Annotated in this window: 23 protein-coding genes; 22 read left to right on the top strand and 1 reads right to left on the bottom strand. The window is 37.4% G+C overall.

The window, feature by feature from the left end:
- Window positions 1-208 precede the first annotated feature (208 nt).
- From V7164_RS13335 to ftsZ, 22 genes are all read left to right on the top strand, one after another.
- Window positions 209-1,555, top strand: coding sequence for an acetyl-CoA carboxylase biotin carboxylase subunit (locus tag V7164_RS13335; RefSeq protein ID WP_335354303.1), 1,347 nt, complete (start codon window positions 209-211; stop codon window positions 1,553-1,555).
- Window positions 1,556-1,736: 181 nt separating this feature from the next.
- Window positions 1,737-2,627: a 2-dehydropantoate 2-reductase gene (locus tag V7164_RS13330; protein WP_335346568.1), complete on the top strand. Its 891-nt coding sequence runs from the start codon at window positions 1,737-1,739 to the stop codon at window positions 2,625-2,627.
- 17 nt (window positions 2,628-2,644) lie between these two features.
- Entirely contained in the window at window positions 2,645-3,040 is a 396-nt protein-coding gene (locus tag V7164_RS13325; protein WP_335346569.1) for a DUF3397 domain-containing protein, read from the top strand.
- A gap of 139 nt (window positions 3,041-3,179) precedes the next feature.
- The gene (bshC, locus tag V7164_RS13320; protein ID WP_335354302.1) at window positions 3,180-4,814 is read left to right on the top strand and encodes a bacillithiol biosynthesis cysteine-adding enzyme BshC; all 1,635 of its coding nucleotides are present in this window, start codon (window positions 3,180-3,182) and stop codon (window positions 4,812-4,814) included.
- A 234-nt stretch (window positions 4,815-5,048) separates the two neighbouring features.
- Entirely contained in the window at window positions 5,049-5,480 is a 432-nt protein-coding gene (gene mraZ / locus V7164_RS13315; protein WP_066289421.1) for a division/cell wall cluster transcriptional repressor MraZ, read from the top strand.
- A gap of 30 nt (window positions 5,481-5,510) precedes the next feature.
- Entirely contained in the window at window positions 5,511-6,443 is a 933-nt protein-coding gene (gene rsmH / locus V7164_RS13310) for a 16S rRNA (cytosine(1402)-N(4))-methyltransferase RsmH (protein WP_335346571.1), read from the top strand.
- Between the two features lie 45 nt (window positions 6,444-6,488).
- Window positions 6,489-6,854, top strand: coding sequence for a cell division protein FtsL (gene ftsL, locus V7164_RS13305; RefSeq protein WP_335354301.1), 366 nt, complete (start codon window positions 6,489-6,491; stop codon window positions 6,852-6,854).
- A complete protein-coding gene (locus V7164_RS13300) occupies window positions 6,854-9,100 on the top strand; it encodes a penicillin-binding protein (protein ID WP_335354300.1) in 2,247 nt (748 codons plus the stop codon). Before ftsL ends, V7164_RS13300 begins: the two co-directional genes overlap by 1 nt.
- 306 nt (window positions 9,101-9,406) lie before the next feature.
- Window positions 9,407-11,326, top strand: a complete 1,920-nt coding sequence (locus V7164_RS13295; protein ID WP_335354299.1) for a stage V sporulation protein D — start codon at window positions 9,407-9,409, stop codon at window positions 11,324-11,326.
- A 199-nt stretch (window positions 11,327-11,525) separates the two neighbouring features.
- Window positions 11,526-12,986 carry a UDP-N-acetylmuramoyl-L-alanyl-D-glutamate--2,6-diaminopimelate ligase gene (locus V7164_RS13290; RefSeq protein WP_335346574.1) on the top strand — a complete coding sequence of 487 codons (1,461 nt, stop codon included), beginning with the start codon at window positions 11,526-11,528 and terminating at the stop codon, window positions 12,984-12,986.
- Window position 12,987: 1 nt separating this feature from the next.
- The gene (locus V7164_RS13285; protein ID WP_335346575.1) at window positions 12,988-13,449 is read left to right on the top strand and encodes a hypothetical protein; all 462 of its coding nucleotides are present in this window, start codon (window positions 12,988-12,990) and stop codon (window positions 13,447-13,449) included.
- Window positions 13,446-14,420 carry a phospho-N-acetylmuramoyl-pentapeptide-transferase gene (mraY, locus tag V7164_RS13280; RefSeq protein ID WP_335346576.1) on the top strand — a complete coding sequence of 325 codons (975 nt, stop codon included), beginning with the start codon at window positions 13,446-13,448 and terminating at the stop codon, window positions 14,418-14,420. Before V7164_RS13285 ends, mraY begins: the two co-directional genes overlap by 4 nt.
- Window positions 14,421-15,773 carry a UDP-N-acetylmuramoyl-L-alanine--D-glutamate ligase gene (murD, locus tag V7164_RS13275; RefSeq protein ID WP_335354298.1) on the top strand — a complete coding sequence of 451 codons (1,353 nt, stop codon included), beginning with the start codon at window positions 14,421-14,423 and terminating at the stop codon, window positions 15,771-15,773.
- A gap of 104 nt (window positions 15,774-15,877) precedes the next feature.
- On the top strand, window positions 15,878-16,978 hold the full coding sequence (gene spoVE, locus V7164_RS13270) for a stage V sporulation protein E (protein ID WP_335346578.1): 1,101 nt from the start codon (window positions 15,878-15,880) through the stop codon (window positions 16,976-16,978).
- 228 nt (window positions 16,979-17,206) lie between these two features.
- Complete coding sequence (murG, locus tag V7164_RS13265; RefSeq protein WP_335354297.1) at window positions 17,207-18,313, top strand: undecaprenyldiphospho-muramoylpentapeptide beta-N-acetylglucosaminyltransferase; 1,107 nt, start codon at window positions 17,207-17,209, stop codon at window positions 18,311-18,313.
- 75 nt (window positions 18,314-18,388) lie between these two features.
- A complete protein-coding gene (gene murB / locus V7164_RS13260; RefSeq protein ID WP_335346580.1) occupies window positions 18,389-19,297 on the top strand; it encodes a UDP-N-acetylmuramate dehydrogenase in 909 nt (302 codons plus the stop codon).
- 215 nt (window positions 19,298-19,512) lie between these two features.
- Window positions 19,513-20,304, top strand: coding sequence for a cell division protein FtsQ/DivIB (locus tag V7164_RS13255; RefSeq protein WP_335346581.1), 792 nt, complete (start codon window positions 19,513-19,515; stop codon window positions 20,302-20,304).
- A complete protein-coding gene (locus V7164_RS13250; RefSeq protein WP_335346582.1) occupies window positions 20,252-20,983 on the top strand; it encodes a DUF881 domain-containing protein in 732 nt (243 codons plus the stop codon). The genes V7164_RS13255 and V7164_RS13250 overlap by 53 nt, the downstream gene beginning before the upstream one ends.
- A gap of 75 nt (window positions 20,984-21,058) precedes the next feature.
- A complete protein-coding gene (locus V7164_RS13245) occupies window positions 21,059-21,793 on the top strand; it encodes a DUF881 domain-containing protein (protein ID WP_335354296.1) in 735 nt (244 codons plus the stop codon).
- 1 nt (window position 21,794) lies between these two features.
- Window positions 21,795-22,157 carry a small basic family protein gene (locus tag V7164_RS13240; RefSeq protein ID WP_335348300.1) on the top strand — a complete coding sequence of 121 codons (363 nt, stop codon included), beginning with the start codon at window positions 21,795-21,797 and terminating at the stop codon, window positions 22,155-22,157.
- 95 nt (window positions 22,158-22,252) lie between these two features.
- Window positions 22,253-23,542, top strand: coding sequence for a cell division protein FtsA (gene ftsA, locus V7164_RS13235; protein WP_335354295.1), 1,290 nt, complete (start codon window positions 22,253-22,255; stop codon window positions 23,540-23,542).
- Window positions 23,543-23,702: 160 nt separating this feature from the next.
- Window positions 23,703-24,842 (top strand): cell division protein FtsZ, encoded by a 1,140-nt coding sequence (gene ftsZ / locus V7164_RS13230; RefSeq protein WP_335348298.1) that lies wholly within the window; start codon window positions 23,703-23,705, stop codon window positions 24,840-24,842.
- Window positions 24,843-24,909: 67 nt separating this feature from the next.
- Here the strand turns inward: ftsZ and hmpA are convergent, their stop codons facing one another.
- Window positions 24,910-26,139, bottom strand: a complete 1,230-nt coding sequence (gene hmpA, locus V7164_RS13225) for an NO-inducible flavohemoprotein (RefSeq protein WP_335354294.1) — start codon at window positions 26,137-26,139, stop codon at window positions 24,910-24,912.
- Window positions 26,140-26,331: the final 192 nt, after the last annotated feature.

Below are 26,331 nucleotides of genomic sequence, written 5' to 3'. Positions count from 1 at the left end.
TTATATAACAATAATCAGGAAATTGTAATCAATCTGACATTTAATCTTTATATGGAAATGACTAGCGATTATTCTCATCGAACCGTTTACACGTAAAGGAGGAAAACACGGAAGGTTGTAGAAGTATACTACATGGATTATTTAACCTTTCAATGGACTTTAGATCAGCTTCTTGTTAGACATCGAGGAAGAAAGGGGAGAGCCATTAGTGAGGAAAATATTAATTGCAAATAGAGGAGAAATTGCTTTACGTATTATCAAAACCTGTCATTTAATGGGCATTGAAACTGTCGCTGTTTATTCCGATGCCGACAAGGAAATGCCTTTCGTCAAAAAGGCTGCACATGCATTTAGTATTGGAGAAGCACCGGTGAATCAATCGTATTTAAAAATGGATACGATACTGGAAATCGCGAAAAAGGAAGGAGTAGATGCCATTCATCCTGGCTATGGCTTTTTATCGGAAAATGCGGATTTCGCAAAGGCTGTACATAAGGCGGGAATCTCATTTATTGGTCCATCTCCGGATACGATTGAATTAATGGGAGACAAAATTGTCTCAAGGCGAACGATGATGGAGGCGGGTGTACCAGTAGTTCCAGGCAGTGAGGAAGGAACCTCTACACTTGAGGAAGCTTGCCGGCTCGCAGAGTTAATTGGTTATCCAGTAATGCTTAAAGCTAGCGGAGGCGGTGGAGGAATAGGCATGATACGCTGTGAAAATGAGCAAGCCCTTGCCAAATCCTTTGGGTCTACGAAAGCGCGAGCAAAAGCCTATTTTGGTTCAGAAGAAGTATTTGTTGAAAAATATATAGAAAATGCAAGGCATATAGAGGTACAAATTTTTGGAGATGATTATGGAAATAATGTCCACTTGTACGAAAGGGATTGCTCCATTCAAAGAAGGCACCAAAAAGTGGTAGAGGAATCACCATCCCCATTTTTAACTGAAGAATGTAAGGGGAAAATGTACGAGACAGCCTTAAAAGCAGCCTCTGCAGTTAACTATAAAAATGCAGGCACAATTGAATTTATTGTGGATGAGCAGGAAAATTTTTATTTTTTAGAAATGAATACAAGGCTTCAAGTAGAGCATCCTGTTACAGAACAAATAACGGGTTTGGACCTAGTGGAATGGCAAATTCTTGTTGCTAGGGGAGATAAATTACCGCTGTTGCAAAATGAAATAAGCAGATCGGGACATGCGATTGAATTTAGATTATATGCAGAAGACCCGAAAAGTTTTCTGCCTTCTCCGGGAAAAATTGAAGTGTTCCAATGGCATGCCATTAAAGGTGTCCGTGTAGATTCAGGATATGATTCAGCCTCTACTGTTACACCCTTTTATGATCCAATGATCGCAAAGTGCATAATATATAGTGAAACTAGGGATGAGGCAATAAGGAAGGCTAGCAAATTTTTTGCTGAACTTGAGTTAAAGGGAATTAATACAAATGCACCTCTTTTTAAAGAAATATTGATGGATTCAGACTTTAAAAGCGGCAATTATACGACAAGCTTTCTTTTAAATAAAACCTTTTCAGTCAATATTTGAGATGCTGTGAATGCAGTTAATTTGTTGAATTGGATGTTAAGGTTATTATTTCCCTTTTTCACTTCCGAAAAAGGGGTTCTTTGTATACATATAATTAACTCTTAATAGTAGTCTTTCTAATTACCTTTTATCATTTTTCTGTTAAAATATGACTAAATACATAGATAGTGAAGTGGATGTTATGAAAATTGCAATTATTGGCGGAGGATCATTAGGTCTTCTATTTGCCCATTATCTAAATGAATTTCATCATGTATGCTTATATGTCCGTTCAATGGAACAGGAGTTTACCTTATCATCTGAAGGATTAATTTTTGAAAAAAATGAACAAAAGATCGTTCATTCTATTAACACTGCAAAGTTTTCTGCTTGGGAAGGAAATGAAGATTTAACAATTCTTGCTGTTAAACAATATCATTTGCCCGATATTTTGCAGAGAATCGCAGACATTGCCCCCTGCTATAAAGGATCTTTCTTATTTCTGCAAAATGGTATGGGGCATATCAAATTATTGGATTCGATACAGGCGAATAATGTTTATATTGGATCTGTCGAGCATGGAGCAAAGAAGGAAAGTTTAAATCATGTTATTCATACAGGAAATGGAATTACGAGAATAGCTATATATAAGGGCCAATCTTTAAACCTTATGAATGAAATAGCAAATCAATATGTTGATCGCTTTCCGTTTGTGACAGAAAAAGATTATGAAAGCATGCTAGTAAAAAAGCTAATTGTAAATTCAGTTATTAATCCTTTAACCGCAGTTTTAAATGTTCGCAATGGTGAACTACTTGACAACCCATATTACAATAAGCTCTTTAAGCAAATGTTTAACGAAATTAGTTCTATTTTATATATGGAGAATAAAGATGAGACACTATCACATCTTGAAAATGTATGCAGGAAAACAGCTGCTAATCGTTCATCCATGCTCCAAGATTTAGATGGAAATCGACCGACTGAAGTGGATGCGATCCTAGGCTATGTGCTGGAAAAGGCAGGTGACATTGGAGTGCATGCTCCTCTTACTGAATTTTTTTATCATTCGATAAAAGGTAAGGAGTATTAAGGAAGGGAGGCGTATGAATGATATCTTTTTTATCTTCAGTCATTGCTATATTTGTTACAATTCCATTATTAGGTTATTTTCTCGTATTCATTATATGTAAGCAAGTGACAAGGCAGCATAAAAAATCAGTACACATGGCTCTAGATGTAAGTACCTTCCTGTTTATCATCTCTGTCCATTTTTTAATACTGGCAATTTGGGAACAATCGTTTTTATGGATTATTTTTTTATCCTTGCTTGTTTTAGCCATTATATTTGTCTTACTTCATTGGAAAATCAAACATGAAATAAATTTGCTGCTAGTTTTCAAAGGGTTTTGGCGATTTAATTTTCTCGTATTTTTTACGGCATATATTGTGTTAACAGTAATTGGATTAATTCAAAGCGTAAGTGGATTTGTAGCGGGAGGTTAATATAATTTTGAGCAAAGTCTTTTTCTTTTCAAATCAGACAATGCTATACTCATATGGAAACAAATGAAGATGAATAAGAATGATTGATAAGCATGTACAGCCTATTAATGAAAATTGTGGATTAGAAAGGAAGACTTAAATGGAGATTTTAAATCTCTCCTTACCGGCGACAAACCGATTTGCAACAGAATATTTAGAACAGACAAAGAATATTCAGAGATATTTTCATTATCGTTACAATGACCACTTAGATTTTGAAAAACGCCGCGGAGAATTATTGAATCGTTCATATATGAGAGAAGAACTCGCAGCTCACATTGAACAATACATGTCTAAATTCCCAGGCTCTGAAATGGTTCAGTCTTCACTCCAAAAGCTGAAGCAGGAAAATAGTACAGTTATTATTGGTGGTCAGCAGGCGGGTATACTTACTGGGCCACTTTATAGCATACATAAGATTATTTCGATCGTTAGCCTGGCGAAACAAAAGGAGCAGGAATTAAATATTCCGGTTATACCAGTCTTTTGGATTGCAGGAGAGGATCATGATTATCAGGAAGTTAATCATGTATATGTTGAAAATAACAATAAAATCGAAAAGAAAGTATATCCGGAAAAAATACGTGATAAACGAATGGTCTCTGATATTACGATCGACCGGGAACAGTGTCTCAAATGGGTGGAAGCGATTATTCAAACTTTTGGGGAAACTGAACATACGCTAGGCCTTCTGGCAGAAGCGGAAGCAGCTATCAGCAAATCTGATTCATTTGTTGATTTTTTTGCCTATCTTATTATGCAGATGTTTAAGGATACGGGTCTCTTAATTATTGATTCAGGTGACCGAAAACTTCGAAGTCTTGAAAAGGAGTTTTTTGTCAAACAAATAAACAGCTTTAAAGAGATCACGAAATCTGTATTATCCCAGCAGTCTGAACTTAAAGAAGATGGCTTTTCAAATATGATTGAAATAAGTAATGATGCTGCAAATTTATTTTATTATGACGAAGATAATTATGAAAGAATCCTCCTAGAGTATGATAAGGATAAGGATGCATTCAGCGGAAAAGACGGTTCCTTTCAAATCACCCGGCAAAGCTTGCTTGATCTCACACAGGAGTTTCCTGAAAAGCTTAGCAATAACGTAGTAACTAGACCGATCATGCAAGAATGGCTATTTCCAACACTTGCTTTTATTGCTGGACCTGGAGAAATTGCGTACTGGGCAGAGCTAAAAATGGCGTTTGAACACTTTGATTTAAGAATGCCTCCAATCGTACCTCGTCTAAATATTACCTTCCTAGATCGCTCTATAGAATCAGATATACTTGAGCTTGGGCTTGATTTGGAAGAAGTATTAATTTCGGGTACAGAAAAGGAAAGGCTTCAGTTTCTACAATCAATTAGGGATCAGCAATTGAAAGAGCTTTTCAATAAAACAAAGCAGGAATTTCTGCAAAATTACGAAATGCTGGAAAGCTATTTAATGAAAAAAGATAGAGGCTTGGTTCCACTTCTTAAAAAGAATGAAGGCTTATTGATCAAGCAGCTGGATTTTATGGAAGCAAAGCTTGATCAGGCAGAACAATTAAAATATGACGTATTGATAAATAAGTTTGCAAGGGTAGAGAATGCCATCAGGCCACTAGGTTCACCCCAAGAACGGATGTTGAATTGTTTATTCTTTATCAATCAATATGGATTTAACTTTATCCATAACCTTTTGGAGTGCAGCTTTACATTCGATGGCACCCATAAATTAATTAAAATGTAAGCAATAAAATATTTGCCGAAAAAAGACTTTATCCCATAGGATGAAGTCTTTTTTTGTTGAAGAACAGAGAGGATTTTAAAATGGTGCAAAGATTTGTAGGGAAAAGACGAACGAAAAAATGGGAATAGCTGATATTTTCTAAAGGATTTTAAAGCCAGTCATAGAATTTTAAAAATATGTGGAGGAAAGTGGGGGAATGTGGTACATTTGAGTAAGAAAGTGGGGTTAGTGGGTATGTTCATGGGGGAGTACCATCATAACATTGATAATAAGGGCCGTTTAATTGTACCTGCTAAATTCCGTGATGGTTTAGGAGAATCATTTGTCCTAACACGCGGCTTGGATCAATGTTTGTTTGGCTACCCAATGGATGAATGGAAGCTGCTAGAAGAAAAGCTTAAAGGCTTACCGCTCACAAAAAAAGATGCTCGTGCATTTACCCGTTTTTTCTTTTCTGGTGCTACGGAATGTGAAATTGATAAACAAGGAAGAATAAATATAACCTCCCCTCTTGCTTCATATGCAAACTTGGAAAAAGAATGTGTCGTTTTAGGGGTTTCCAGCAGGATTGAAATATGGAGTAAAAGTTTATGGGAGGATTATTTCTCTGATTCAGAGGAATCTTTTGCTGAAATTGCAGAGAATATGATTGGGTTTGATATTTAACTTTATTCAGCAGAAAAAGAGGTGGACATCATGTTTGAACATACAACAGTATTACTGAAAGAAACAGTAGATGGTTTGGATATTCATCCTGAAGGCGTGTATGTTGATTGTACATTAGGCGGGGCAGGACATAGTGAATTAATATTGTCCAAGCTATCAGGTAATGGAAAGCTATATGCTTTTGACCAAGACGATACGGCTATTTTACATGCTAAGGAAAAACTTGCAAAATACGGTGATAGAATAACATTTATTAAAAGTAACTTTGAACATCTTCAAGCGGAATTGGAAAAGTTGGGAGTTCATCAAGTTGATGGGGTATTGTATGATTTAGGTGTTTCATCTCCCCAATTAGATACTCCTGAACGAGGCTTTAGCTATCATCATGATGCTCCATTAGATATGAGAATGGACATGGATGCAGATTTTTCTGCTTATGATGTCGTTAATCATTGGAGCTATGGTGATTTAGTAAAGATTTTCTTTAAATACGGAGAAGAAAAGTTTTCAAAGCAAATTGCTCGAAAAATTGAAGCTGCACGCGAACTGTCTCCAATTGAAACGACTGGCCAGCTCGTTGAATTGATTAAGGAAGCAATTCCAGCCCCCGCTAGAAGAAAAGGCGGTCACCCTGGAAAAAGAGTTTTTCAGGCAATACGTATTGCCGTTAATGACGAATTAGGCGTATTTGAGAGATCCTTGCAGCAAGCTATTGATATTTTGAAGCCTGGCGGAAGGATTAGTGTCATTACATTCCATTCACTCGAGGATAGGATTTGCAAGGTTTCATTTAAAGCTGCGAGCGAAACACCTAATCTCCCTCATGGATTGCCGATTATTCCAGATGAATTCAAACCAGTCTTAAAATTAATTACAAGAAAGCCTATCACTCCGTCTGAAGAAGAACTGGAGATGAATAATAGAGCTAGATCAGCAAAGCTTCGAATCGCTGAAAAATTATAGAAAATAATTGAAAACTAAAATAGAAACTATAACAGGAGGGATAGAATGGGAAACCTAGCGCGGAAACTCCAGCAAGAGCAAAGACATGAACAGCAAAAACAAATGGTACAAGCACCAAAGAAGGTAAAGAATCGAAATCCGTGGCTTTCACCAGGGGAAAAAATATTAGGTTTAGTTTTCACAGGGATTGTTTGTTTTGGTGCAGTTAATATTGTCTCTAATCAAGCGGCAATTTACGAAATAAATAAAGAAATTCAAGATACAAAAGTAGCTATTCAGGAACAGAATAGGGTAAATGGAGATCTTGAAATGCAAGTAAGCGAACTAAGTACATACGAACGGATTTGGGAAAAGGCGAAGGAGCTAGGGCTGAAATTAAATGAAAACAATGTTAAGGTTGTGCACGATTAATGATTAAAAAACAGCCAAATATTAACTTTGGAGCAGCAATATTATTTGTAATATTTGGTCTGCTCTTTTTTGTCTTAGTTTACCGCTTTATCTCCATACAAATGACAGGTGAAATCCGGGGACATGTTCTAGCTGCAAAGGCGCAACAAAAATATGAAAATGAAAGAGTAATAGAAGCAAGGCGAGGGACGATATTTGACCGAAATGGAGAAGTCCTCGCTACTGATATGAACTCATATAAACTTGTTGCGATTTTAGATGAGAAAATGACCACAAATGATAAAAAGCCCCGTCACGTGATGAATCCAGAAAAAACGGCAAGAGAACTTGCAAAAGTAATTGAAATGAATGAGTCAGACATTTATAAAATCTTAACTAAATTAAAACCTGATAGTAATGAAAAGCCTTTTCAGGTTGAGTTCGGCAAAGCTGGCCGTGATTTAACAAACCAGAAGAAAAGAGAAATAGAAGAATTGAAGCTTCCTGGGATTACATTCATTAAAGATACAAAACGTTTTTATCCTAATGGTGTATTTGCTTCCCATTTAGTTGGTTACGTAGAAAAAAAAGAAACTGAAAAAAATAGAACTGATACAATAGGAATGCTCGGATTAGAGCAAAGTCTGAATGATATTTTGACAGGGGAAAATGGCAAGGTTAAATACGAAAGTGATCTTTGGGGATACCTATTGTCTGACAGTGAGGAACATGTTACCCCTGCTCGTGATGGACAGGATGTCTATTTAACGATTGATAAGAAAATCCAAACCTTTTTGGAGGATTCTTTAAATAAAGTAGATAGCGAATATAAACCAAAGAAAATTTTCGCGGTTGTGGCAGATCCGAAAACCGGAGAGATCCTGGCAATGGGGCAAAGGCCCTCATTTCACCCAATGACGAAGGAAGGGATAAGTGAAACATGGCATAATGAGATCATTGAGAATTCATTTGAACCAGGTTCAACGATGAAAATTTTTACCTTGGGAGCGGCTATTGAAGAAGGAGTTTTCAACCCGAATGATTCATTTAAGTCAGGACAATATGCCGTAGATAATAAGACAAGACCTGTTCGAGATTGGAACAATGGCAATGGCTGGGGAACCATTTCCTATTTAGAAGGGGTTCAACGCTCATCCAACGTTGTATTCGCAAAACTTGTAAAAGAAAAACTGGGCTTTGACCGCTACGAACAATATTTAACGAGTTTTGGCTTTGACCGGCCAACAGGAATTGAATTGCCGAAAGAAACAGGAGGTAAAATCGTCTATAATTGGCCATTGGAAAAAATAACAACTGGCTTTGGGCAGGGAACAGCTATTACTCCTATCCAGCAGGTTCAGGCGGCTACTGCTATCGCCAATGATGGGAATATGATGAAGCCTCATATTATTAGTAGAATTGTCGATCCTAATAGTGATGATAGAATAGTTAAAAAGACCGAGCCCGAAATTGCAGGAAAGCCTATTTCCGCAAACACAGCAAAACAAGTTAGAGATATTTTGGAAACGGTCGTATCCTCACCTAAAGGAACCGGCTTCAATTATTACAATATTGAAGGATACGATATTGCTGGAAAAACAGGGACTGCACAAATTCCTGATCCTCAAGGCGGATATTTAACTGGCCGTCAAAACTATGTGTTTTCATTTTTAGGAATGGCTCCAAAGGATGATCCTAAGTTAGTTGTCTATGTGGCAGTCCAGCAGCCTGAAATTGATATTCATACGAGTGGAGCAATTCCAGTTGCTGATATTTTTAATCCGGTTATGAAGAGCAGTCTGCAATATTTGAATATTGATCCAGTAGTGCAAACAAAACCTAATTTTGATTTAATACCTAATGTGACAGACCTAACAACCGAAGAGGCTATTAAACAATTAAATAACAAAGGGATGGAACCGATTGTAATTGGAAAAGGCAATCAGATAATAAAACAGCTTCCAGAAGCTAGCTCAAACTTGCTTTCGAAAGAAAAGGTTATGATTCGAACAGATGGGCAATTAACGATTCCGGATATGACAGGTTGGTCATTGCGAGACGTAATGAAGATTGCCAAGCTAGGAAATTTAAAGCTAAATTCTGTTGGAAATGGATATGTAAAGAAGCAAAATTTAAAACCTGGTGCATTATTTAACGAAGGTGAATATTTAATAGTAGAGTTAGAGCCTCCGATTGAAAAATACAGAGTGGACGAAGAGGAGCAAACAGTAGAAGACGAGGAAGAAACGATTGAAGTGAAAGATTAAACAAAGAACTGAAGACCATAACAAAATATATGGAGTGATAATCAAAGTTTTTGATTATTTGTCCAATGTTCTGTTGGTCTTTTTTTATTGTCTAGCTTCAGGTCCTCCGCATTTCTATTGTCTAGCTGCAGCGCCTAGGGGCTCGAGGTCATAAGTCCATCCAGCATGAAGGTAAAGAACAACCTTCCTGCTGGCTGGTCTTATGCTTGTCGCCCCTGGGCAAGGCGCCTCCGCTTTTCTTATTCTATTTAAATGGGTACAAGCATATATTGGAACGAGCCATAAACTAAGGAGGATCGTTCGTGTATGCGTGTTTCTAATGTAACAGTGAGAAAAAGGTTAACAATAGCTTTAGTCGCAGGCATGTTAATTTTTTTTATAATCGATATTCGGCTTGGATATGTTCAATTCTTTTTGGGCAACTCATTAACAGATGGTGCAAAAGAACTATGGAGCCGTGATATACCCTTCGAACCTGAAAGAGGCGAAATCGTTGACCGTAATGGGATCGCGCTTGCGACAAATGTCAGTGCACCTACAATATATGTAGTACCAAGGCAAATTAAAGACCCTCATGATGTTGCGGAAAAATTGGCTGCAGTCCTTAATGCATCTAAGGAAAAAATTTATTCAGAGATTACTAAGAAAGAAAAAGATGTAAAATTAACAGCTGGAAGAAAGATCTCCCATGAAAAGGCAAAAGAAATAAGAGCGTTGAATATAGATGGTGTTTATCTTGGTGAGGATTCAAAAAGACATTATCCATTTGGAAATTATTTGTCCCATGTTTTAGGGTTTGCCGGGATTGATAATCAAGGGTTGATGGGTTTAGAACTTTATTATGATAAAGAATTGCAGGGGAAAAAGGGATCCGTTAAGTTTTATGCAAATGCAAAAGGTGAACGAATGAATGATATGGCTGACGATTATGATCCCCCTGAGGATGGATTAGATTTAAGGTTAACAATAGATTCTAAGGTTCAGACCATTATGGAACGGGTATTAGATAATGCTCAAGCGACTTATAACCCAGATGGAATAATTGCTATCGCGATGAATCCGAATAATGGAGAAATATTAGCGATGTCAAGCAGGCCAAATTTTGATCCTGCTAATTTCCGGAATGTCTCACCTGAAGTTTACAACCGTAATCTCCCAATTTGGAGTACATTTGAACCAGGATCTACTTTTAAAATCATAACACTTGCTGCCGCATTGGAGGAAGGGAAGGTAGATCTGAAAAAAGATCATTTCCATGATCCGGGCTACGTTAAAGTGGGCGGAGCAAGATTGCGATGCTGGAAAAAAGGCGGCCATGGCAGCCAATCATTCCTTGAAGTAGTTCAAAATTCGTGTAACCCTGGCTTTGTTGAGCTTGGTGATAGATTAGGAAAAGAAACTTTATTTAAATATATAAGAGACTTTGGATTTGGTGAAAAAACAGGAATAGACCTGCAAGGAGAAGGAACTGGAATCCTGTTTAATATGGATAAAGTGGGGCCCGTTGAACAAGCAACTACTGCTTTTGGACAGGGGGTTTCAGTCACTCCCATCCAACAAGTTGCTGCCCTTTCAGCAGCTATAAACGGCGGGACATTATATACGCCATATGTAGCAAAGGAACTCATTGATCCAATAACTGGTGAAGTTGTGATGAGAAAAACTCCTACAGCTAAAAGGGAAGTAATTTCAAAAGAAACATCAGATCAAATTAGATATGCCCTTGAAAGTGTTGTGGCCCAAGGAACGGGAGGTAAAGCATTTATTGACGGGTACCGTGTGGGAGGAAAAACCGGAACAGCCCAAAAGGCCCAAGGCGGCAGATACCTTGAAAATAACCATATCGTTTCATTTATTGGCTTTGCCCCAGCAGATGATCCACAGCTAGTTGTATATGTTGCTGTAGATAATCCAAAAGGCACCGTTCAATTTGGGGGAGTTGTTGCTGCCCCGATTGTAGGAGACATTATGGAAGATAGTCTGCGTGCGATGGGAGTTAAGCCGAGGGAAAAACAAATCGAGAAAAAGCTTACATGGCCTGATGTTCCGATGATCGAAGTGCCGGATTTAGTAGGGATAACGAAAAAAGAGCTCGGAGAACTATATATTAATTTAAGAATAGATGCTAGCGGGGAAGGGAACAAAGTGGTTAAGCAAACACCAGAACCGGGAATAAAGCTTAAAGAAGGGTCCACAATAAGACTTTATTTTGGCAAGGAAGAATAAAATAATGCCATTCTAAAAAAAAGCGGGCGGCCCATTATGATACGCCGCCTGCATTTTTATTATCCATTTTTAGACTTAGTAAATTCGAATAGCTAAATGTCAATTTTTCATGTAAAATGAAAATCGTTACGATTTTTGGCTGTTTCTAATATGGCATGGATTATAGTATGTAAAGTCTATGAGTTAAGGGGATGACGAAATGAAGTTACATACGCTTTTGCATGATTTGCAGCCATACATGGCATATAGCGGAGAAAATCCTGACATCTCTTCAATAGAAAATGACAGTCGTAAAGTGGAAAAAGGCAGTTTGTTCATTTGTATTAAAGGATTTACAGTAGATGGACATGATTTTGCCTCCTCTGCGGTAAAGAAGGGTGCGGCCGCAATCATTTCCGAAAAAGAAATGAACCTTTCTGTACCGGTTATTGTTGTTCGAAATACAAGGCGTGCAATGGCGTTATTAGCCGACTCCTTTTTCAAACAGCCAAGTAAGAAACTGCATTTAATTGGGATTACCGGAACAAATGGCAAGACAACAACAAGCCATTTAATCGAAAAAATATTATCCGATTATGGCAGAAAGACTGGCTTGATTGGGACAATGTATACAAAAATAGGGGATAAAATATCGGAAGTGAAAAATACAACTCCAGATGCCCTTACACTGCAAAGGATTTTCAGACGAATGGCTGATGCTGGTGTACAATCAACAGTGATGGAAGTTTCTTCTCATGCTTTGGATGAAGGAAGGGTCCACGGGTGTGATTTTGATATAGCCGTTTTCACAAATTTAACTCAGGATCACTTGGATTTCCATAAAACCATGGATGAGTATAGAAATGCAAAAGGTCTTTTGTTTGCACAGTTAGGCAGTGCATTCCGATATAATCCTCCAAAGTATGCCGTTCTAAATAACGATGATTCTGTAACCAATCATTATATAAAAGCAACATCAGCTCATGTTTTAACATATGGGATTGATCAGCCTGCAGATTTACAAGCTGTAAATATCCAAATGACAGCTTTTGGGACATCATTTGAATTACATAGTCCATTTGGAATTTATCAAATATCTATGCAGCTAGTAGGGATGTTTAGCGTATATAATGTGTTGGCAGCAATTGGTGCAGGGATAGCATCCGGCATTCCTATGAAACCGATCATTCAATCAATTGAGGAAGTGAAAGGTGTTTCTGGCCGTTTTGAGACAGTCGATGCAGGACAGAAATTTACTGTGATTGTTGATTATGCACATACGCCAGACAGCTTAGAAAATGCATTGAAAACAGTCAAGCAAATTGCTGCAAAAAGAATTTTTGTAATCGTTGGCTGTGGCGGGGACAGGGACCGTTCGAAAAGGCCATTAATGGCAAGTATTGCATGTCAGTATGGCACCGATGCTATTTTCACTTCTGATAATCCCCGTAGTGAGGATCCCCTCGCGATATTGGCAGATATGGAAGCTGGGGTAAAAGGTCAAAAATATAAAGTTATTCTTGACCGAAAAGAAGCAATTTATTATGCAATTAACATGGCAGCTGAAGGTGATGTCATATTAATAGCTGGAAAAGGGCATGAAACCTATCAGCTAATTGGAAATCAAGTTTTTGATTTTGATGACCGGCTAGTTGCAAAAGCGGCAATAGAGGAGCGATAAAATGTTATTAGCGTATGGTGATTTAGCGAAACTGTTTCCGAAAATGAAAGGAATACAGGATCATGAGCTTTTTTTTCATACGGTCGCGACAATTTCAGATGTACCCCAATTCAGAGGAGTGTTCATCCCTCTTGGCGAGAATACAGGGGAGTTGAAGAAAGCCATTGAAAATGGTGCAGTTGCTGCCCTGTGGAAGGAAGAGATGGAGATTCCCCGATATACTCCTAATCATTTTCCAATATTTTTTACTAATGACTTATTGAAAGGCTTAAAGGACATGATGGAACTATATATAGAAAAATTAAACCAACAACAAAAAACAGAACTTAAAGTGACTAATTTCCTCTTTTCAGATGAAATACTTCTTAATGAAAATAATTCAACATATGATATTGCTGTGATAGCAGAAAAAATGAAGGTAATAAATAATCTGCTCCAGGATGGAAAGGAGGGAGCAAAATGATGGAGAAAGTAATATTTTTTACAATAATAATGAGCTTTTTAGTAACAGTCCTGCTTTCTCCCATCTTTATCCCCTTCTTGAGAAGATTAAAATTTGGGCAAAGCATAAGAGAGGAAGGTCCTCAATCACATTTAAAGAAATCCGGTACTCCTACGATGGGGGGAATTATGATCCTTCTCTCGATTGCCATTACTACCATTGTGATGACAGGGAAGTTCTCTGAACCAACTGTAAAGACTTATTTGCTCTTATTAGTTACACTCGGATTTGGGCTGCTTGGTTTCCTTGATGACTTTATTAAGGTCGCTTTGAAAAGGAATCTAGGATTGACTTCAATACAGAAGTTATTAGGGCAAATTATTATTTCAATTATTTTTTATTTTGTTTTTCAGCAAAACGATTTTTCAACAGTCATTCATATTCCATTAACAAATCTTTCTTTTGATTTAGGCTGGATGTATGTTTTCTTTATCATATTTTGGCTAGTTGGCTTTTCCAATGCTGTGAATCTTACAGATGGTTTGGATGGTCTTTTATCTGGAACAGCTGCAATCGCTTTTGGAGCGTTTGCTGTTTTGGCTTGGAGTTTATCACAATTTGAAATTGCCATTTTTTCTGTAGCGGTGGCAGGTGCTGTGCTAGGGTTCCTCGTTTTCAATGCTCATCCTGCCAAAGTATTTATGGGGGATACCGGCTCCCTAGCACTTGGTGGAGCTATTGCTACAATTGCTATATTAACAAAGCTTGAAATCATTTTACTTATTATTGGCGGCGTTTTTGTAATCGAAACTTTGTCTGTTATTTTACAGGTGATTTCATTTAAAACAACAGGTAAAAGGATCTTTAAGATGAGTCCATTACATCATCATTATGAGCTAATTGGATGGTCTGAGTGGAGAGTAGTGGTGACCTTTTGGGCTGTAGGCCTGCTTTGCGCAATTCTTGGAATCTATATTGAGGTGTGGATGTAATTGAAACAGATCAATCGCTATCGTCATAAAAAAATATTAGTATTAGGATTAGCAAAAAGTGGGGTTGCTGCTGCTTCTCTTTTACATAAACTCGGTGCTTTTGTAACCGTAAATGATTACAAACCACTTTCCGAAAATCTGGAGGCACAAAGTCTGCTAGAAGAAGGAATTACTGTTATATGTGGAGAGCATCCTATAGGACTCCTTGAAGAGGGTTTTGAGCTTATCGTGAAAAATCCGGGGATTCCTTATCATAATCCAATGATTGTAGGGGCAATTGAAAAGGAGATACCTATTATTACAGAGGTTGAGCTTGCCTATCAAATTTCTGAAGCCCCGCTTATTGGGATCACAGGGACAAATGGGAAGACAACAACTACCACACTTATTTATGAAATGCTGAAGGAAGGCGGGAAGCTTCCTTTAATTGCAGGCAATATTGGTACAGTAGCATCCGATGTAGCACAGGAGGCAACTAGGGAAAATACAATTGTTATCGAATTGTCTTCTTTTCAGCTTATGGGTATAAATGAATTTAAACCGAAAATTGCTATTTTAACAAATCTTTACGATGCTCACCTTGATTATCATGGGACAAGAAATGATTATGTTCAAGCGAAAGCAAATATTACTAAAAATCAAACGAATGATGATTATTTTATCGTAAATGCTGAGCAGGATGAAGTGTTGGAGGTCGCTGCACAGTCAAATGCCACAATCATTCCGTTTTCAGTTAAAAGTAAATTAAATTCTGGTGTTTATCATGAAAACGGCTGGATTTACTTTAATAACGAAAGAATTATTGAGACAAAGGAAATCGTGTTGCCGGGTGCTCATAACTTAGAAAATATTTTTTCTGCTATTGCTGCGGCCAAGCTTTCATCAGTTGATAACGAGGCAATTTCAAAAGTACTTCGTACATTTATAGGTGTTAAGCATCGCTTGCAGTATGTTAGAGAATTTGGGGGCAGAAAATTTTATAACGATTCAAAAGCAACGAATATTTTAGCAACTCAAAATGCTATTTCCGCTTTTCATGAACCTATTATTCTTCTTGCGGGCGGTTTGGACCGTGGGAATGAATTTGATGAACTCACTCCTTACTTCAAAAACGTAAAGGCAATAGTAACCTTTGGGCAAACAGCCCCAAAAATTGAAAGAGCTGCCATTAAAGCAGGAATAAAAAACATTTTGCATGTCGATAATGTGGAAAAAGCCGTTCCTGTAGCCTATCAGTTATCTGAACTGGGAGACGTGATATTATTATCGCCAGCTTGTGCGAGCTGGGATCAATATAAAACTTTTGAGGTTAGGGGAGACATTTTTATACAAGCGGTGCATATGCTTAAGTGAGGGCTTGTACGCGAAAAAGGAAAAAACAGCTTAGGGAGTCATCTTTCGCAAAAATTGCTTCGTTTTTTACACGGCCCTAAAACTAGCATTCGAGGTGTTTTGTGTTGCCAACAAAAAGAACGACTCCCGATTTGATTTTAATCATCGTAACTTTAACATTGCTTTCAGTTGGATTAACGATGGTATATAGTGCTAGCGCTATTTGGGCAGAGTATAAATTTGATGATTCTTTTTTCTTTGCTAAGAGACAGCTGCTGTTCGCAGGGGTAGGGATAGCCGCGATGTTTTTTATTATGAATGTCGATTACTGGACTTGGAGAACTTGGGCAAAGGTTATAGTCATCATTTGTTTTGTCCTTTTAATACTTGTTCTCATACCAGGAATTGGAAATGTTAGGAATGGTTCAAGGAGCTGGATAGGGGTCGGAGCTTTTTCGATTCAGCCATCGGAATTTATGAAGCTTGCGATGATTGCCTTTCTCGCAAAATACTTATCTGAGCGCCAAAAACTAATAACGTCATTTACAAAAGGATTAATTCCCTCATTAGGGATTGTGTTTTTGGCTTTTGGATTAATCATGCTGCAGCCCGATCTAGGAACGGGGACCGTCATGGTTGGAACTTGTCTTGTTATGATATTCATTGCAGGGGGGAGAATTAGCCATTTTCTCGGTCTTGGTTTACTGGGGCTTGGAGGATTTGCAGCCTTGATCTTATCTGCTCCATATCGGATCAAACGAATAACGTCTTTTTTGGATCCATGGGAAGACCCATTGGGAAGCGGATTTCAAATTATTCAATCCTTATATGCAATAGGGCCAGGTGGGTTATTTGGATTAGGCCTAGGACAGAGCAGACAAAAATTCTTCTATCTCCCAGAACCGCAAACAGACTTCATATTTGCCATTCTTTCGGAAGAACTTGGGTTTATTGGCGGATCGTTTGTAATTTTATTGTTTTCTTTATTATTATGGAGAGGAATTAGGATTGCCCTCGGAGCTCCTGACCTATTTGGCAGTTTCCTAGCGGTTGGTATTATTGCTATGATCGCTATCCAGGTCATGATTAATATCGGGGTTGTCATTGGACTCATGCCCGTTACTGGGATTACCCTTCCATTCTTAAGCTATGGCGGATCATCCTTAACACTTATGCTTTTAGCAATCGGTGTTTTGTTAAATATTAGCCGATATTCAAGATATTAATTTTTTGACCCTGATTACAGGGTTTCTTTTTGTTTTGTCTATCGTATAGTATTTTTATTACGGTTAGATGAAAATGAATAAAATCCACTGAAATTTATTACATTTACATGTCATTATGATATCCCATTATAATCATTAGTTTTTATATAGTAGAATAGGGTGTGTGAGCCGAACGGGGGTCACCACGGCAAGAAAATAAATCAATACACTCTGCTTTGAGGTGAGCACATGAAAATAGCAATTAGCGGCGGCGGAACTGGTGGGCATATTTATCCAGCTCTTGCTCTCATAAGAGAAATACAAAAGGATAATAAGGATGCAGAGTTTTTATATATTGGAACAGTAAGCGGTTTAGAAAGTAAACTTGTCCCAAGAGAAAATATTCCGTTTAAATCATCAATACATATTACTGGATTTAAAAGAAAGCTTTCATTAGAAAATGTAAAAACTATTTTCCGTTTTTTAAAAGGTGTTAAGGATAGTAAGAAAATGCTTAGAGAATTTAATGCAGATGTTGTAATTGGTACAGGAGGATACGTATGCGGGCCAGTTGTATATGCTGCAGCAAAGCTAGGTATCCCAACGATCATTCATGAGCAGAATAGTGTACCTGGTTTAACAAATAAATTTCTAAGCAAATATGTCGATCGAATTGCTGTTTGCTTTGAAGAAGCAAGTAAATATTTTCCGCATGAAAAAGTCGAGTTAACCGGAAATCCGCGTGCTTCAGAGGTTATTGGGAAAGATGGAATTAAAGGGCGGCTATCCGCTGGGTTAAAAACAAATGTCCCCGTTGTATTAATCGTAGGTGGGAGCCGGGGTGCAAAACCTATTAATGAAGCAGTTCTAAAATCATTGGCGGAACTTGGTGAAAAGCCATATCAAATATTGTATGTGACTGGTGATGTTCATTTTGATGAAGTTCAAAATGAAGTTGAATTGATTGGAAATCCTGAAAATGTAATCATTAAACCGTTTATACATAATATGCCAGAAATTCTTGCAGGAACAGATTTAACAATTGCTAGAGCAGGAGCTACAACCCTCGCTGAATTAACCTCACTTGGGATCCCTAGTATTCTAATACCTAGTCCTTATGTTACAAATAACCATCAGGAAAAGAATGCTAGATCATTAAGTGATCATGGAGCAGCTGAATTGTTATTGGAAAAGGATCTGACAGGGAAGAAGCTTGTTGAGTTAATGGACCAAATCTTAATGGATGAAGTAAAGTTAAAGGACATGAAAAAATCCTCAAAGAAATTAGGGATTCCTGATGCGGCTAATAGGCTTTACAGGCTAATGGAAGAACTCGTTACGAAGAGGGGAAAGTAGCCTAAAAGAAATAACTGCATAAAATGGTCTATAAATTAAATTTAGAATTGAATTTAAAAAGAAAGGGAGGTAAATATGAACGAATTAATTGACAAGCTAAATGAATTAAACATTGGAAAAATAAAAGAACAAGAGCCTTTAGCTAATCATACAACTATGAAAATAGGCGGACCAGCCAATTTGTTTATTGAGCCTTCATCTGTCGAAAATATAATAAAAACAGTTGAGCTCCTTCATGAATATAAAGTAGGATGGACAGCAATTGGAAGAGGGTCTAACTTGCTAATATCAGATTTAGGTATAGAAGGCGCAGTCATTAAACTTGGATCAGGTTTGTCACATATGGAAATTAACGGATCAGAGCTAAAGGTTGGCGGTGGATATTCAATCGTCAGTCTTTCCACACAAATAAGCAGAAAGGGACTTTCAGGTCTTGAATTTGCAAGTGGTATTCCTGGTTCAGTCGGTGGGGCTGTTTATATGAATGCTGGTGCTCATGGTTCTGATATTTCTAACATATTAACAAAAGCCCACATTCTTTTTGAAGACGGGAAGGTAGAATGGCTATCTAATGAGGAAATGGAATTTTCCTATAGAACATCCGTTTTACAGAAAAAACGCCCTGGCATTGTCATTGAAGCCGTCTTTCAATTACAGCCCGGAGATAAAGACAAAATTTTTGAAGAAATGCAAAGAAATAAGGATTACCGGAAAGAAACACAGCCATGGAATTTTCCTTGTGCAGGCAGTATTTTTAGAAATCCCCTGCCTAATTATGCGGGTAAGCTGATTGAAGATGCAGGATTAAAAGGCTTTTCCATCGGGGGAGCTAAAGTATCAGATATGCATGGAAATTTCATTGTCAACACAGGAAATGCAAAAGCTGCTGATGTCCTGGCATTGATTCAGCACATAAAAGATGAAATTTATGAAAGATTTGCGATTAAAATAGAAACCGAAGTAGAAATAATCGGTCGAAAGTAACGGGAAAAAATCCTTACTACGGCTATTTATTATGGTATAATTGTACTCTAGGACTAAGGTCAGTATTCACTTTGGAAAGACGGCATGTCTATTCGTGCCGTTTGTTTTCCCATTTATAAATTTGGTTTTTATGAAAAAGGACAAGTCTTCCTTTATTTATTTTGATTTATATTGGGTTATTTGAAAGATTATGTGTGATACTTGAGGTGAATGATATGGAAAAAGGAAATGTTGTTTCTCTTGAGGACCGAATTCCAAAGCTAAAACAACAAAGGCGAAAAAAAGCTAATAGAAGACTGATTTTTTTGCTGCTGTTATTTTTCACGCTTATTTCTTTTATCATTTATTTCCAATCTCCCTTAAGCCATATACATAAAATCGAAGTTTTAGGCAGCTCCACATACAGCCAAGAAGAATTGATTTCTCTGTCAGGTCTTTCCGAGAAAATAAATATTTGGAAAGTAGATGAAAGTGCTATAAAGAGCAAACTTGAAGAGCTTCCAGAGATAAAATCCGCAAATGTTAAGATCAATTTGCCTAATACCGTTAGAATGACAATAAGTGAATATAAGCGTATCGCCTACATAATGAAAGATAAAAGCTATTTGCCGGTTCTTGAAAATGGGAAAGTTCTTAAAAAGAGTAAAACTGCTGAAATCCCCGCAACTGCGCCTATACTCATTGGCTTTTCTGAAGGTAATGAACTTAATGGAATGATTAATGAGCTTGAAGTGCTTCCAGAGGTGGTATTAAATTCTATTTCTGAAATTCACCATACCCCAAAGAAAACAGATACGTATAATCTGACTCTTTATATGAATGATGGATTTGAAGTAAGTGCTACAGTCAAAAGCTTTTCAGAAAAAATGTCACACTACCCTTCAATTATTAGCCAATTGGACCCTAATAAAAAAGGCATTATTGATTTGGAAGTCGGCTCTTATTTCAAAGCTTATGAACAAGAGGGAGCTGAACAGCTTGAAGAAGAAATTGAAAGTGACGGGTAATCATGTTATTTTTTCTCTTGTTTTTCTTGTATTAGGCTATATCATTGCTTTTTCATATCATCAAACTCAAAGCGAAGGTGAGAACACAGCTATAACAGGAAAACAATGGGAAAGAGATTTAGAATTACGGAATCAATTAGTTCAATTAGAGGAAAAAAACCGCTCATTACAAAAAGAATTAAATGAAAAGCAAGAGAGAGTGCGTGAAATCGAGAAGGAGATGTCACAAGAAGCACAGGTTTACTTCAATCTCGCTGAAGATGCAGAAAAGTATAGAATGTATTTAGGCAAGGTTAAAGTAAAAGGGCAAGGTGTTGAAGTAACGCTGGCAGATGGGGATTATAATCCTGAAGAAGTGAATGTTAATAATTATATTGTTCATGAACATCATGTGTTTAAGGTAATAAATGAATTATATATATCTGGTGCTTCTGCTATTGCTATTAACGGACAAAGGCTAGCCCATAATTCATATATTCTCTGTAATGGGCCGGTTATAGAAGTTGACGGCTATCAGCATCCAGCACCCTTCGTCATTTCCGCTATTGGCGATGCTGATGTTTTAGCCTCAGCTTTGAATTTAACAGGCGGAGTAAAGGATTCATTAGTCAATGATAATATTCTATTTACTCTTGAAAAAAAAGCCGATATTATGTTGGAGCCTTTGTTAGGAAGCTAATATAACAGTATGTATAATTGTTTCAAAAATCGTCCACATTTTTAAATTAGGTTGGAAAGTTAGGTGGTAAAAAACGTGGACAAATTCAAAAAAAATATAAATTTCACACTTATAACGATTGTCATTGGATTTATGGTAGCTATTCAATTTCGAACGGTTAAAGAGCCCGTTGTACGTGATACTCGAGATACTTGGCAGCTTAGGGAAGATGTCATGAAGGAAAATGAGCTCCAGATCAAACTAATTCGTGAAGTACGATCAAATGAAGAAAAGATTGCCAAGTACGAAACTGAACTAAAGCAAAGCAAAGAACAAATTTTGAGGGAAACTCTTGGTGAACTAAAAGCAGAAGCAGGGTTAACGAAGGTACAAGGAAATGGGATCATCTTAAATATTGAGCCAGTATATGAAGAACTTTTAGTTGGCAAGCCTGTATCAACTGTTTCTCCCGATTTATTAAAAAGACTAATTAATGAATTAAATATGTATAATGCAATGCACATATCAATTGATGGTCAGCGCCTCATTAATACAACGGTAATTAGAGATATAAACGGAGAAACAAAGGTTGACGGGCATTCCCTCAATCGATTGCCAATCGAGATCAAGGTGATCGCTGAAGACGCAAAATCCGCTGACAAACTGTTTAAACGGATGCAAGTATCAAAATCTGCTGACGAATTTTTTATTGATAATCTAAGGGTGAAAGTTCAAAAGCCGGAGGGAATTATTACAATACCCGCGTATGAAAATACAATAAGGATAAGAGATATGGAACCAGTGAACACAGACAAAGGAGGCAATTCATAATATGTGGCTTCCTTTATTAGGATTAATAATAGGTGTTATTCTAGGTTTATTTACCGAAGTGAAAATTCCAGAGGAGTATTCCAATTATTTATCTATTGCTGTACTTGCCGCATTAGATACGTTATTTGGAGGAATACGTGCTCAGCTTCAGAACATATACGATGAAAAGGTTTTTGTTTCCGGTTTCTTTTTTAATATTTTGCTTGCTGCAAGTTTGGCTTTTCTAGGTGTTCATCTTGGTGTAGACTTATATTTAGCGGCAGTATTTGCATTTGGAGTTAGATTATTCCAAAATATAGCTGTGATAAGAAGAATATTATTGACAAAATGGTCTGTAAGCCGTGAAAAAACTGAAAAAAATTAATTTTTATAAAGGGAAATTGCTAGTTTTGCCGAATTATTTAATATTAGCAAATTAATTTAGAATAAAGCGGGAATAGCAAAAGGAGGTGCCATAGAATGAACAACAATGAAATATATGTAAGTCTTGACATCGGTACATCCAGCGTAAAAGTTATCATAGGGGAAATGGTCAACGACTCTTTAAATATTATTGGTGTCGGCAGTGTGCAATCTGAAGGTTTAAGAAAGGGAGCCATTGTTGATATAGATGAAACGGTTCATTCAATTAGAAAGGCAATTGAACAGGCTGAAAGAATGATAGGAATGGAAATTACAAGTGTAATAGTTGGCATCACTGGCAACCATGTTATGCTCCAGCCATGTCATGGAGTAGTTGCAGTTTCAAGTGAAAACAGGGAAATTTCAGATGATGATGTAGCTAGAGTCATTGATGCAGCCCAAGTGGTTTCTATTCCGCCGGAAAGAGATATAATCGATGTCATTCCGAAACAATTTATTGTTGATGGTTTAGATGAAATTAATGATCCGCGTGGAATGATAGGGGTACGTCTTGAAATGGAAGGCACCATTATTACTGGATCCAAGACCATTTTACATAATTCATTACGTTGTGTTGAACGTGCGGGTCTTGAAATACTTGACATTACACTTCAGCCTTTGGCAGCTGGTGCTTACGCATTGTCAAAGGATGAGAAGAATCTCGGTGTAGCCCTAATTGATATTGGCGGTGGTTCAACAACAATAGCCATATTTGAACAGGGTAATTTAAAAGCTACAAGTGTTCTTCCAGTAGGGGGAGACCATATCACAAAGGATTTATCAATCGGTCTCCGCACATCAACTGAGGATGCTGAAAAGATAAAAACCAAGTATGGATATGCTTTTTATGACCATGCATCAGAAGAAGAGGTTTTCAGTGTACCGATAATTGGGAGTGACCAGCACCAGCAATTTAATCAGCTGGAAATTTCTGATATCATTGAAGCACGTATGGAAGAAATCTTTGACTTGATCCAAAATGAAGTGAGAAGGCTAGGCTCTCAAGACTTGCCTGGAGGATTCGTTCTTACAGGTGGGGTCGCGAACACTCAAGGGATCCTTGAGTTAGCCCAAGTCATTTTTCAAAATCGGGTTCGAATCGCCATACCAGATTATATCGGTGTAAGGGAGCCACAATTTACGACTGCAGTAGGACTAATTAAATTTGCATATAAAAATGCGAAGATTCAAGGCAGAAAAATGGCAATGGGCGGAGCACCCGTCCATGCACCAGAAGTAAAAGAAAAGCGTGTTCCAAAACAACCGCAACCAAAAAAGCCGGAAAAACAACCGGAAGAAAAAATTACATCAAGAGTGAAGAAGTTCCTCGGATACTTTTTCGAATAGTGGCTAAAAAGGCAAAAATGCTATTTATCAATTTTAATATAATTTAATAAATCAATGAATTATTTACTTAGTATAAATGGCGTCTATACACTTTGCCTTTTAAAAAATTATTCGTAAAAATGGTGTTCTATGGGATATCGTCGAATTAGGAGGATTTGTCATGTTGGAATTTGATACTAATTTAGATTCATTGGCAACTATTAAAGTCATCGGCGTTGGCGGCGGTGGTAACAACGCGGTTAACCGAATGATTGAACATGGTGTACAAGGTGTAGAATTTATTGCAGTTAACACGGATGCTCAGGCACTAAATTTATCTAAAGCAGAAGTGAAAATGCAAATTGGCGGAAAGCTCACCCGTGGACTTGGTGCAGGTGCTAACCCTGAGGTCGGTAAGAAGGCTGCTGAAGAGAGTAAAGAGCAAATTGAAGAAGCTCTTAAAGGAGCAGATATGGTTTTTGTAACTGCCGGTATGGGTGGAGGGACAGGAACAGGTGCTGCGCCTGTAATCGCTCAAATTGCACGAGATCTTGGGGCATTAACTGTTGGAGTTGTCACACGTCCGTTTACCTTTGAAGGACGAAAGCGTTCTACACAAGCTGCGGGCGGTATTGCTTCTATGAAGGAAGCTGTTGACACATTGATTGTCATACCTAATGATCGTTTATTAGAAATCGTAGATAAAAGTACGCCAATGCTTGAAGCTTTCCGTGAGGCTGATAATGTGCTCCGTCAAGGTGTACAAGGTATCTCTGACTTAATTGCAGTGCCTGGACTAATTAACCTAGATTTCGCGGATGTTAAAACAATTATGTCCAGCAAAGGATCAGCATTAATGGGAATTGGTGTTGCTGCTGGAGAGAACCGTGCTGCTGAGGCTGCGAAGAAAGCCATCTCCTCTCCGTTATTAGAAACATCTATTGATGGCGCTCAAGGTGTACTAATGAATATTACTGGCGGAACGAATTTAAGTCTTTATGAGGTACAAGAAGCAGCAGATATTGTTGCAACTGCATCTGATCAGGATGTTAATATGATTTTTGGCTCGGTTATTAATGAAAACCTAAATGATGAGATTGTCGTTACAGTAATTGCTACTGGCTTTAATGAAGAAATTCCCCAGCCAAAACCGTCTTCTAGGCCAACTTTTGGACAACCAAAACCTGCAATAAATCAAGTTAAACGTGAACCAAAAAGAGAAGAAGTTTCTCATGAACCCGTAAGAAATAATTATACTCAACAAACTGATGATGCATTAGACATCCCTACATTTTTAAGAAATAGAAATCGTAGAAGATAATTGTATGTCAATGAATAAAGGCATGACCTCTGTTAAAGAGAGTCATGCCTTTTTATTGTTTATTAACTTAAACAGTTTGAGACTCTTTTAATTCCATGGCCGGTCCGAAGAATTCATAGCGGATATTTTCCTTTTTGATGCCTGCTTTCATTAATGCTTCATACATAGCTTGCATAAAGCCGACGGGACCGCACATATAAACAATAGCATCTTTGTTATTGATTACTTTATTTAACCAATCAGAAGTAATATAGCCTTCTTTACTATAGAGCCCATTTTCTTTGTCAAGAGCAGTTGGTTTTTCATAGCAGTAATAGCTTCTTACTAATTCACTTTTCTCGGTTATTTGCTTGACTTCATTGACAAACGCATGAACATTTCCATTAATAGCTGCATGGATAAAGGTAGTTTCTTGTTGTTTATCAGCTAGTTGATGGAGCATGCAAAGCATCGGTGTGATGCCTACCCCACCGCTAAGCAGAACGGTTGGCCGAATTGTTTGTTCCTCTAATACAAAATCACCAGCAGGCGCACTGATTTCAATGATGTCGCCAACCTTGGCATTATTGTGCAAATAAGTTGAAACGATTCCAGCAGGTTTATTTCCAATTGGATCCTCTCTCTTAACTGATATGCGATAGAACGATTTATCTTGTGATTGAGATAGGCTATATTGACGAATATGTGTGTATTGTTCGTTAGGTATATTATTTAATTTAATACTAATGTATTGTCCGGGAATAAATTCAGCGATAGGCTCTCCATCGACTGGTGTAAAGTAAAAGGAGGTAATAACATCACTTTCCTTTACGATTTTTTCAATTTTAAATTCTCTGAAAAGCTCCCAGCCCCCTTGCTGTTTGCCCGCCTTATCATACATATCCTTTTCTACATTAATAAATGCATCGGCAATAACTCCATAGGCTTTTTCCCATGCACTAATGATTTCATCTGTAGCAGCCTCACCTAATACTGCTTTTATGGCTAATAGCAAATGTTTTCCTACTATTGGATATTGCTCTGGCAATATTCCTAAAGATCTGTGCTTATGGGCTATTTGTTTTACTACAGGGACAATCGCTTCTAATTGATCGATATATTTCGCAGCGGCATAGACAGTATTTGCAAGCGCTTTTTGCTGTCTGCCTTGCTTTTGATTAGCGTGATTAAAAACATTTAATAATTCTGGATGATTGCCGAACATTAATTCATAGAATTTTTTTGTGATTTCTTCTCCATGCTGTTCAAGAACTGGAACTGTACTCTTAATAATATCAATTGTTTTTTGATCTAACATTCTGAAAAACCCCTTTACTCTATTATCATCGTCATTATAGTGGAATAAAGAATTCGAAAGTGTGATTTGAATCACACTTTTTTAGACCAAAAGTGTCTAGTTTGTGAAAAGCTAAATATTGACAAAATTCGAAAGGAATAGTGGAAATTTCTATCTTTTTGATTACAGAAAGTGACACACTTTATCTTATAG

Origin of the sequence: Bacillus sp. JJ1474, from assembly GCF_036965225.1 — a bacterium.
Taxonomy (GTDB): domain Bacteria; phylum Bacillota; class Bacilli; order Bacillales; family Cytobacillaceae; genus Cytobacillus.
This window is presented reverse-complemented; position numbering and strand designations above follow the sequence as displayed.

What these genes read in the sequence shown, in the direction of transcription:
- V7164_RS13330 (WP_335346568.1), top strand. Translation starts at nt 1,737, where the DNA reads ATGAAAATTGCAATTATTGGCGGAGGATCATTAGGTCTTCTATTTGCC.
- V7164_RS13325 (WP_335346569.1), top strand. Translation starts at nt 2,645, where the DNA reads ATGATATCTTTTTTATCTTCAGTCATTGCTATATTTGTTACAATTCCA.
- bshC (WP_335354302.1), top strand. Translation starts at nt 3,180, where the DNA reads ATGGAGATTTTAAATCTCTCCTTACCGGCGACAAACCGATTTGCAACA.
- mraZ (WP_066289421.1), top strand. Translation starts at nt 5,049, where the DNA reads ATGTTCATGGGGGAGTACCATCATAACATTGATAATAAGGGCCGTTTA.
- rsmH (WP_335346571.1), top strand. Translation starts at nt 5,511, where the DNA reads ATGTTTGAACATACAACAGTATTACTGAAAGAAACAGTAGATGGTTTG.
- ftsL (WP_335354301.1), top strand. Translation starts at nt 6,489, where the DNA reads ATGGGAAACCTAGCGCGGAAACTCCAGCAAGAGCAAAGACATGAACAG.
- V7164_RS13300 (WP_335354300.1), top strand. Translation starts at nt 6,854, where the DNA reads ATGATTAAAAAACAGCCAAATATTAACTTTGGAGCAGCAATATTATTT.
- V7164_RS13295 (WP_335354299.1), top strand. Translation starts at nt 9,407, where the DNA reads ATGCGTGTTTCTAATGTAACAGTGAGAAAAAGGTTAACAATAGCTTTA.
- V7164_RS13290 (WP_335346574.1), top strand. Translation starts at nt 11,526, where the DNA reads ATGAAGTTACATACGCTTTTGCATGATTTGCAGCCATACATGGCATAT.
- V7164_RS13285 (WP_335346575.1), top strand. Translation starts at nt 12,988, where the DNA reads ATGTTATTAGCGTATGGTGATTTAGCGAAACTGTTTCCGAAAATGAAA.
- mraY (WP_335346576.1), top strand. Translation starts at nt 13,446, where the DNA reads ATGATGGAGAAAGTAATATTTTTTACAATAATAATGAGCTTTTTAGTA.
- murG (WP_335354297.1), top strand. Translation starts at nt 17,207, where the DNA reads ATGAAAATAGCAATTAGCGGCGGCGGAACTGGTGGGCATATTTATCCA.
- murB (WP_335346580.1), top strand. Translation starts at nt 18,389, where the DNA reads ATGAACGAATTAATTGACAAGCTAAATGAATTAAACATTGGAAAAATA.
- V7164_RS13255 (WP_335346581.1), top strand. Translation starts at nt 19,513, where the DNA reads ATGGAAAAAGGAAATGTTGTTTCTCTTGAGGACCGAATTCCAAAGCTA.
- V7164_RS13250 (WP_335346582.1), top strand. Translation starts at nt 20,252, where the DNA reads ATGAACAAGAGGGAGCTGAACAGCTTGAAGAAGAAATTGAAAGTGACG.
- V7164_RS13240 (WP_335348300.1), top strand. Translation starts at nt 21,795, where the DNA reads ATGTGGCTTCCTTTATTAGGATTAATAATAGGTGTTATTCTAGGTTTA.
- ftsA (WP_335354295.1), top strand. Translation starts at nt 22,253, where the DNA reads ATGAACAACAATGAAATATATGTAAGTCTTGACATCGGTACATCCAGC.
- ftsZ (WP_335348298.1), top strand. Translation starts at nt 23,703, where the DNA reads ATGTTGGAATTTGATACTAATTTAGATTCATTGGCAACTATTAAAGTC.
- hmpA (WP_335354294.1), bottom strand. Translation starts at nt 26,139, where the DNA reads ATGTTAGATCAAAAAACAATTGATATTATTAAGAGTACAGTTCCAGTT.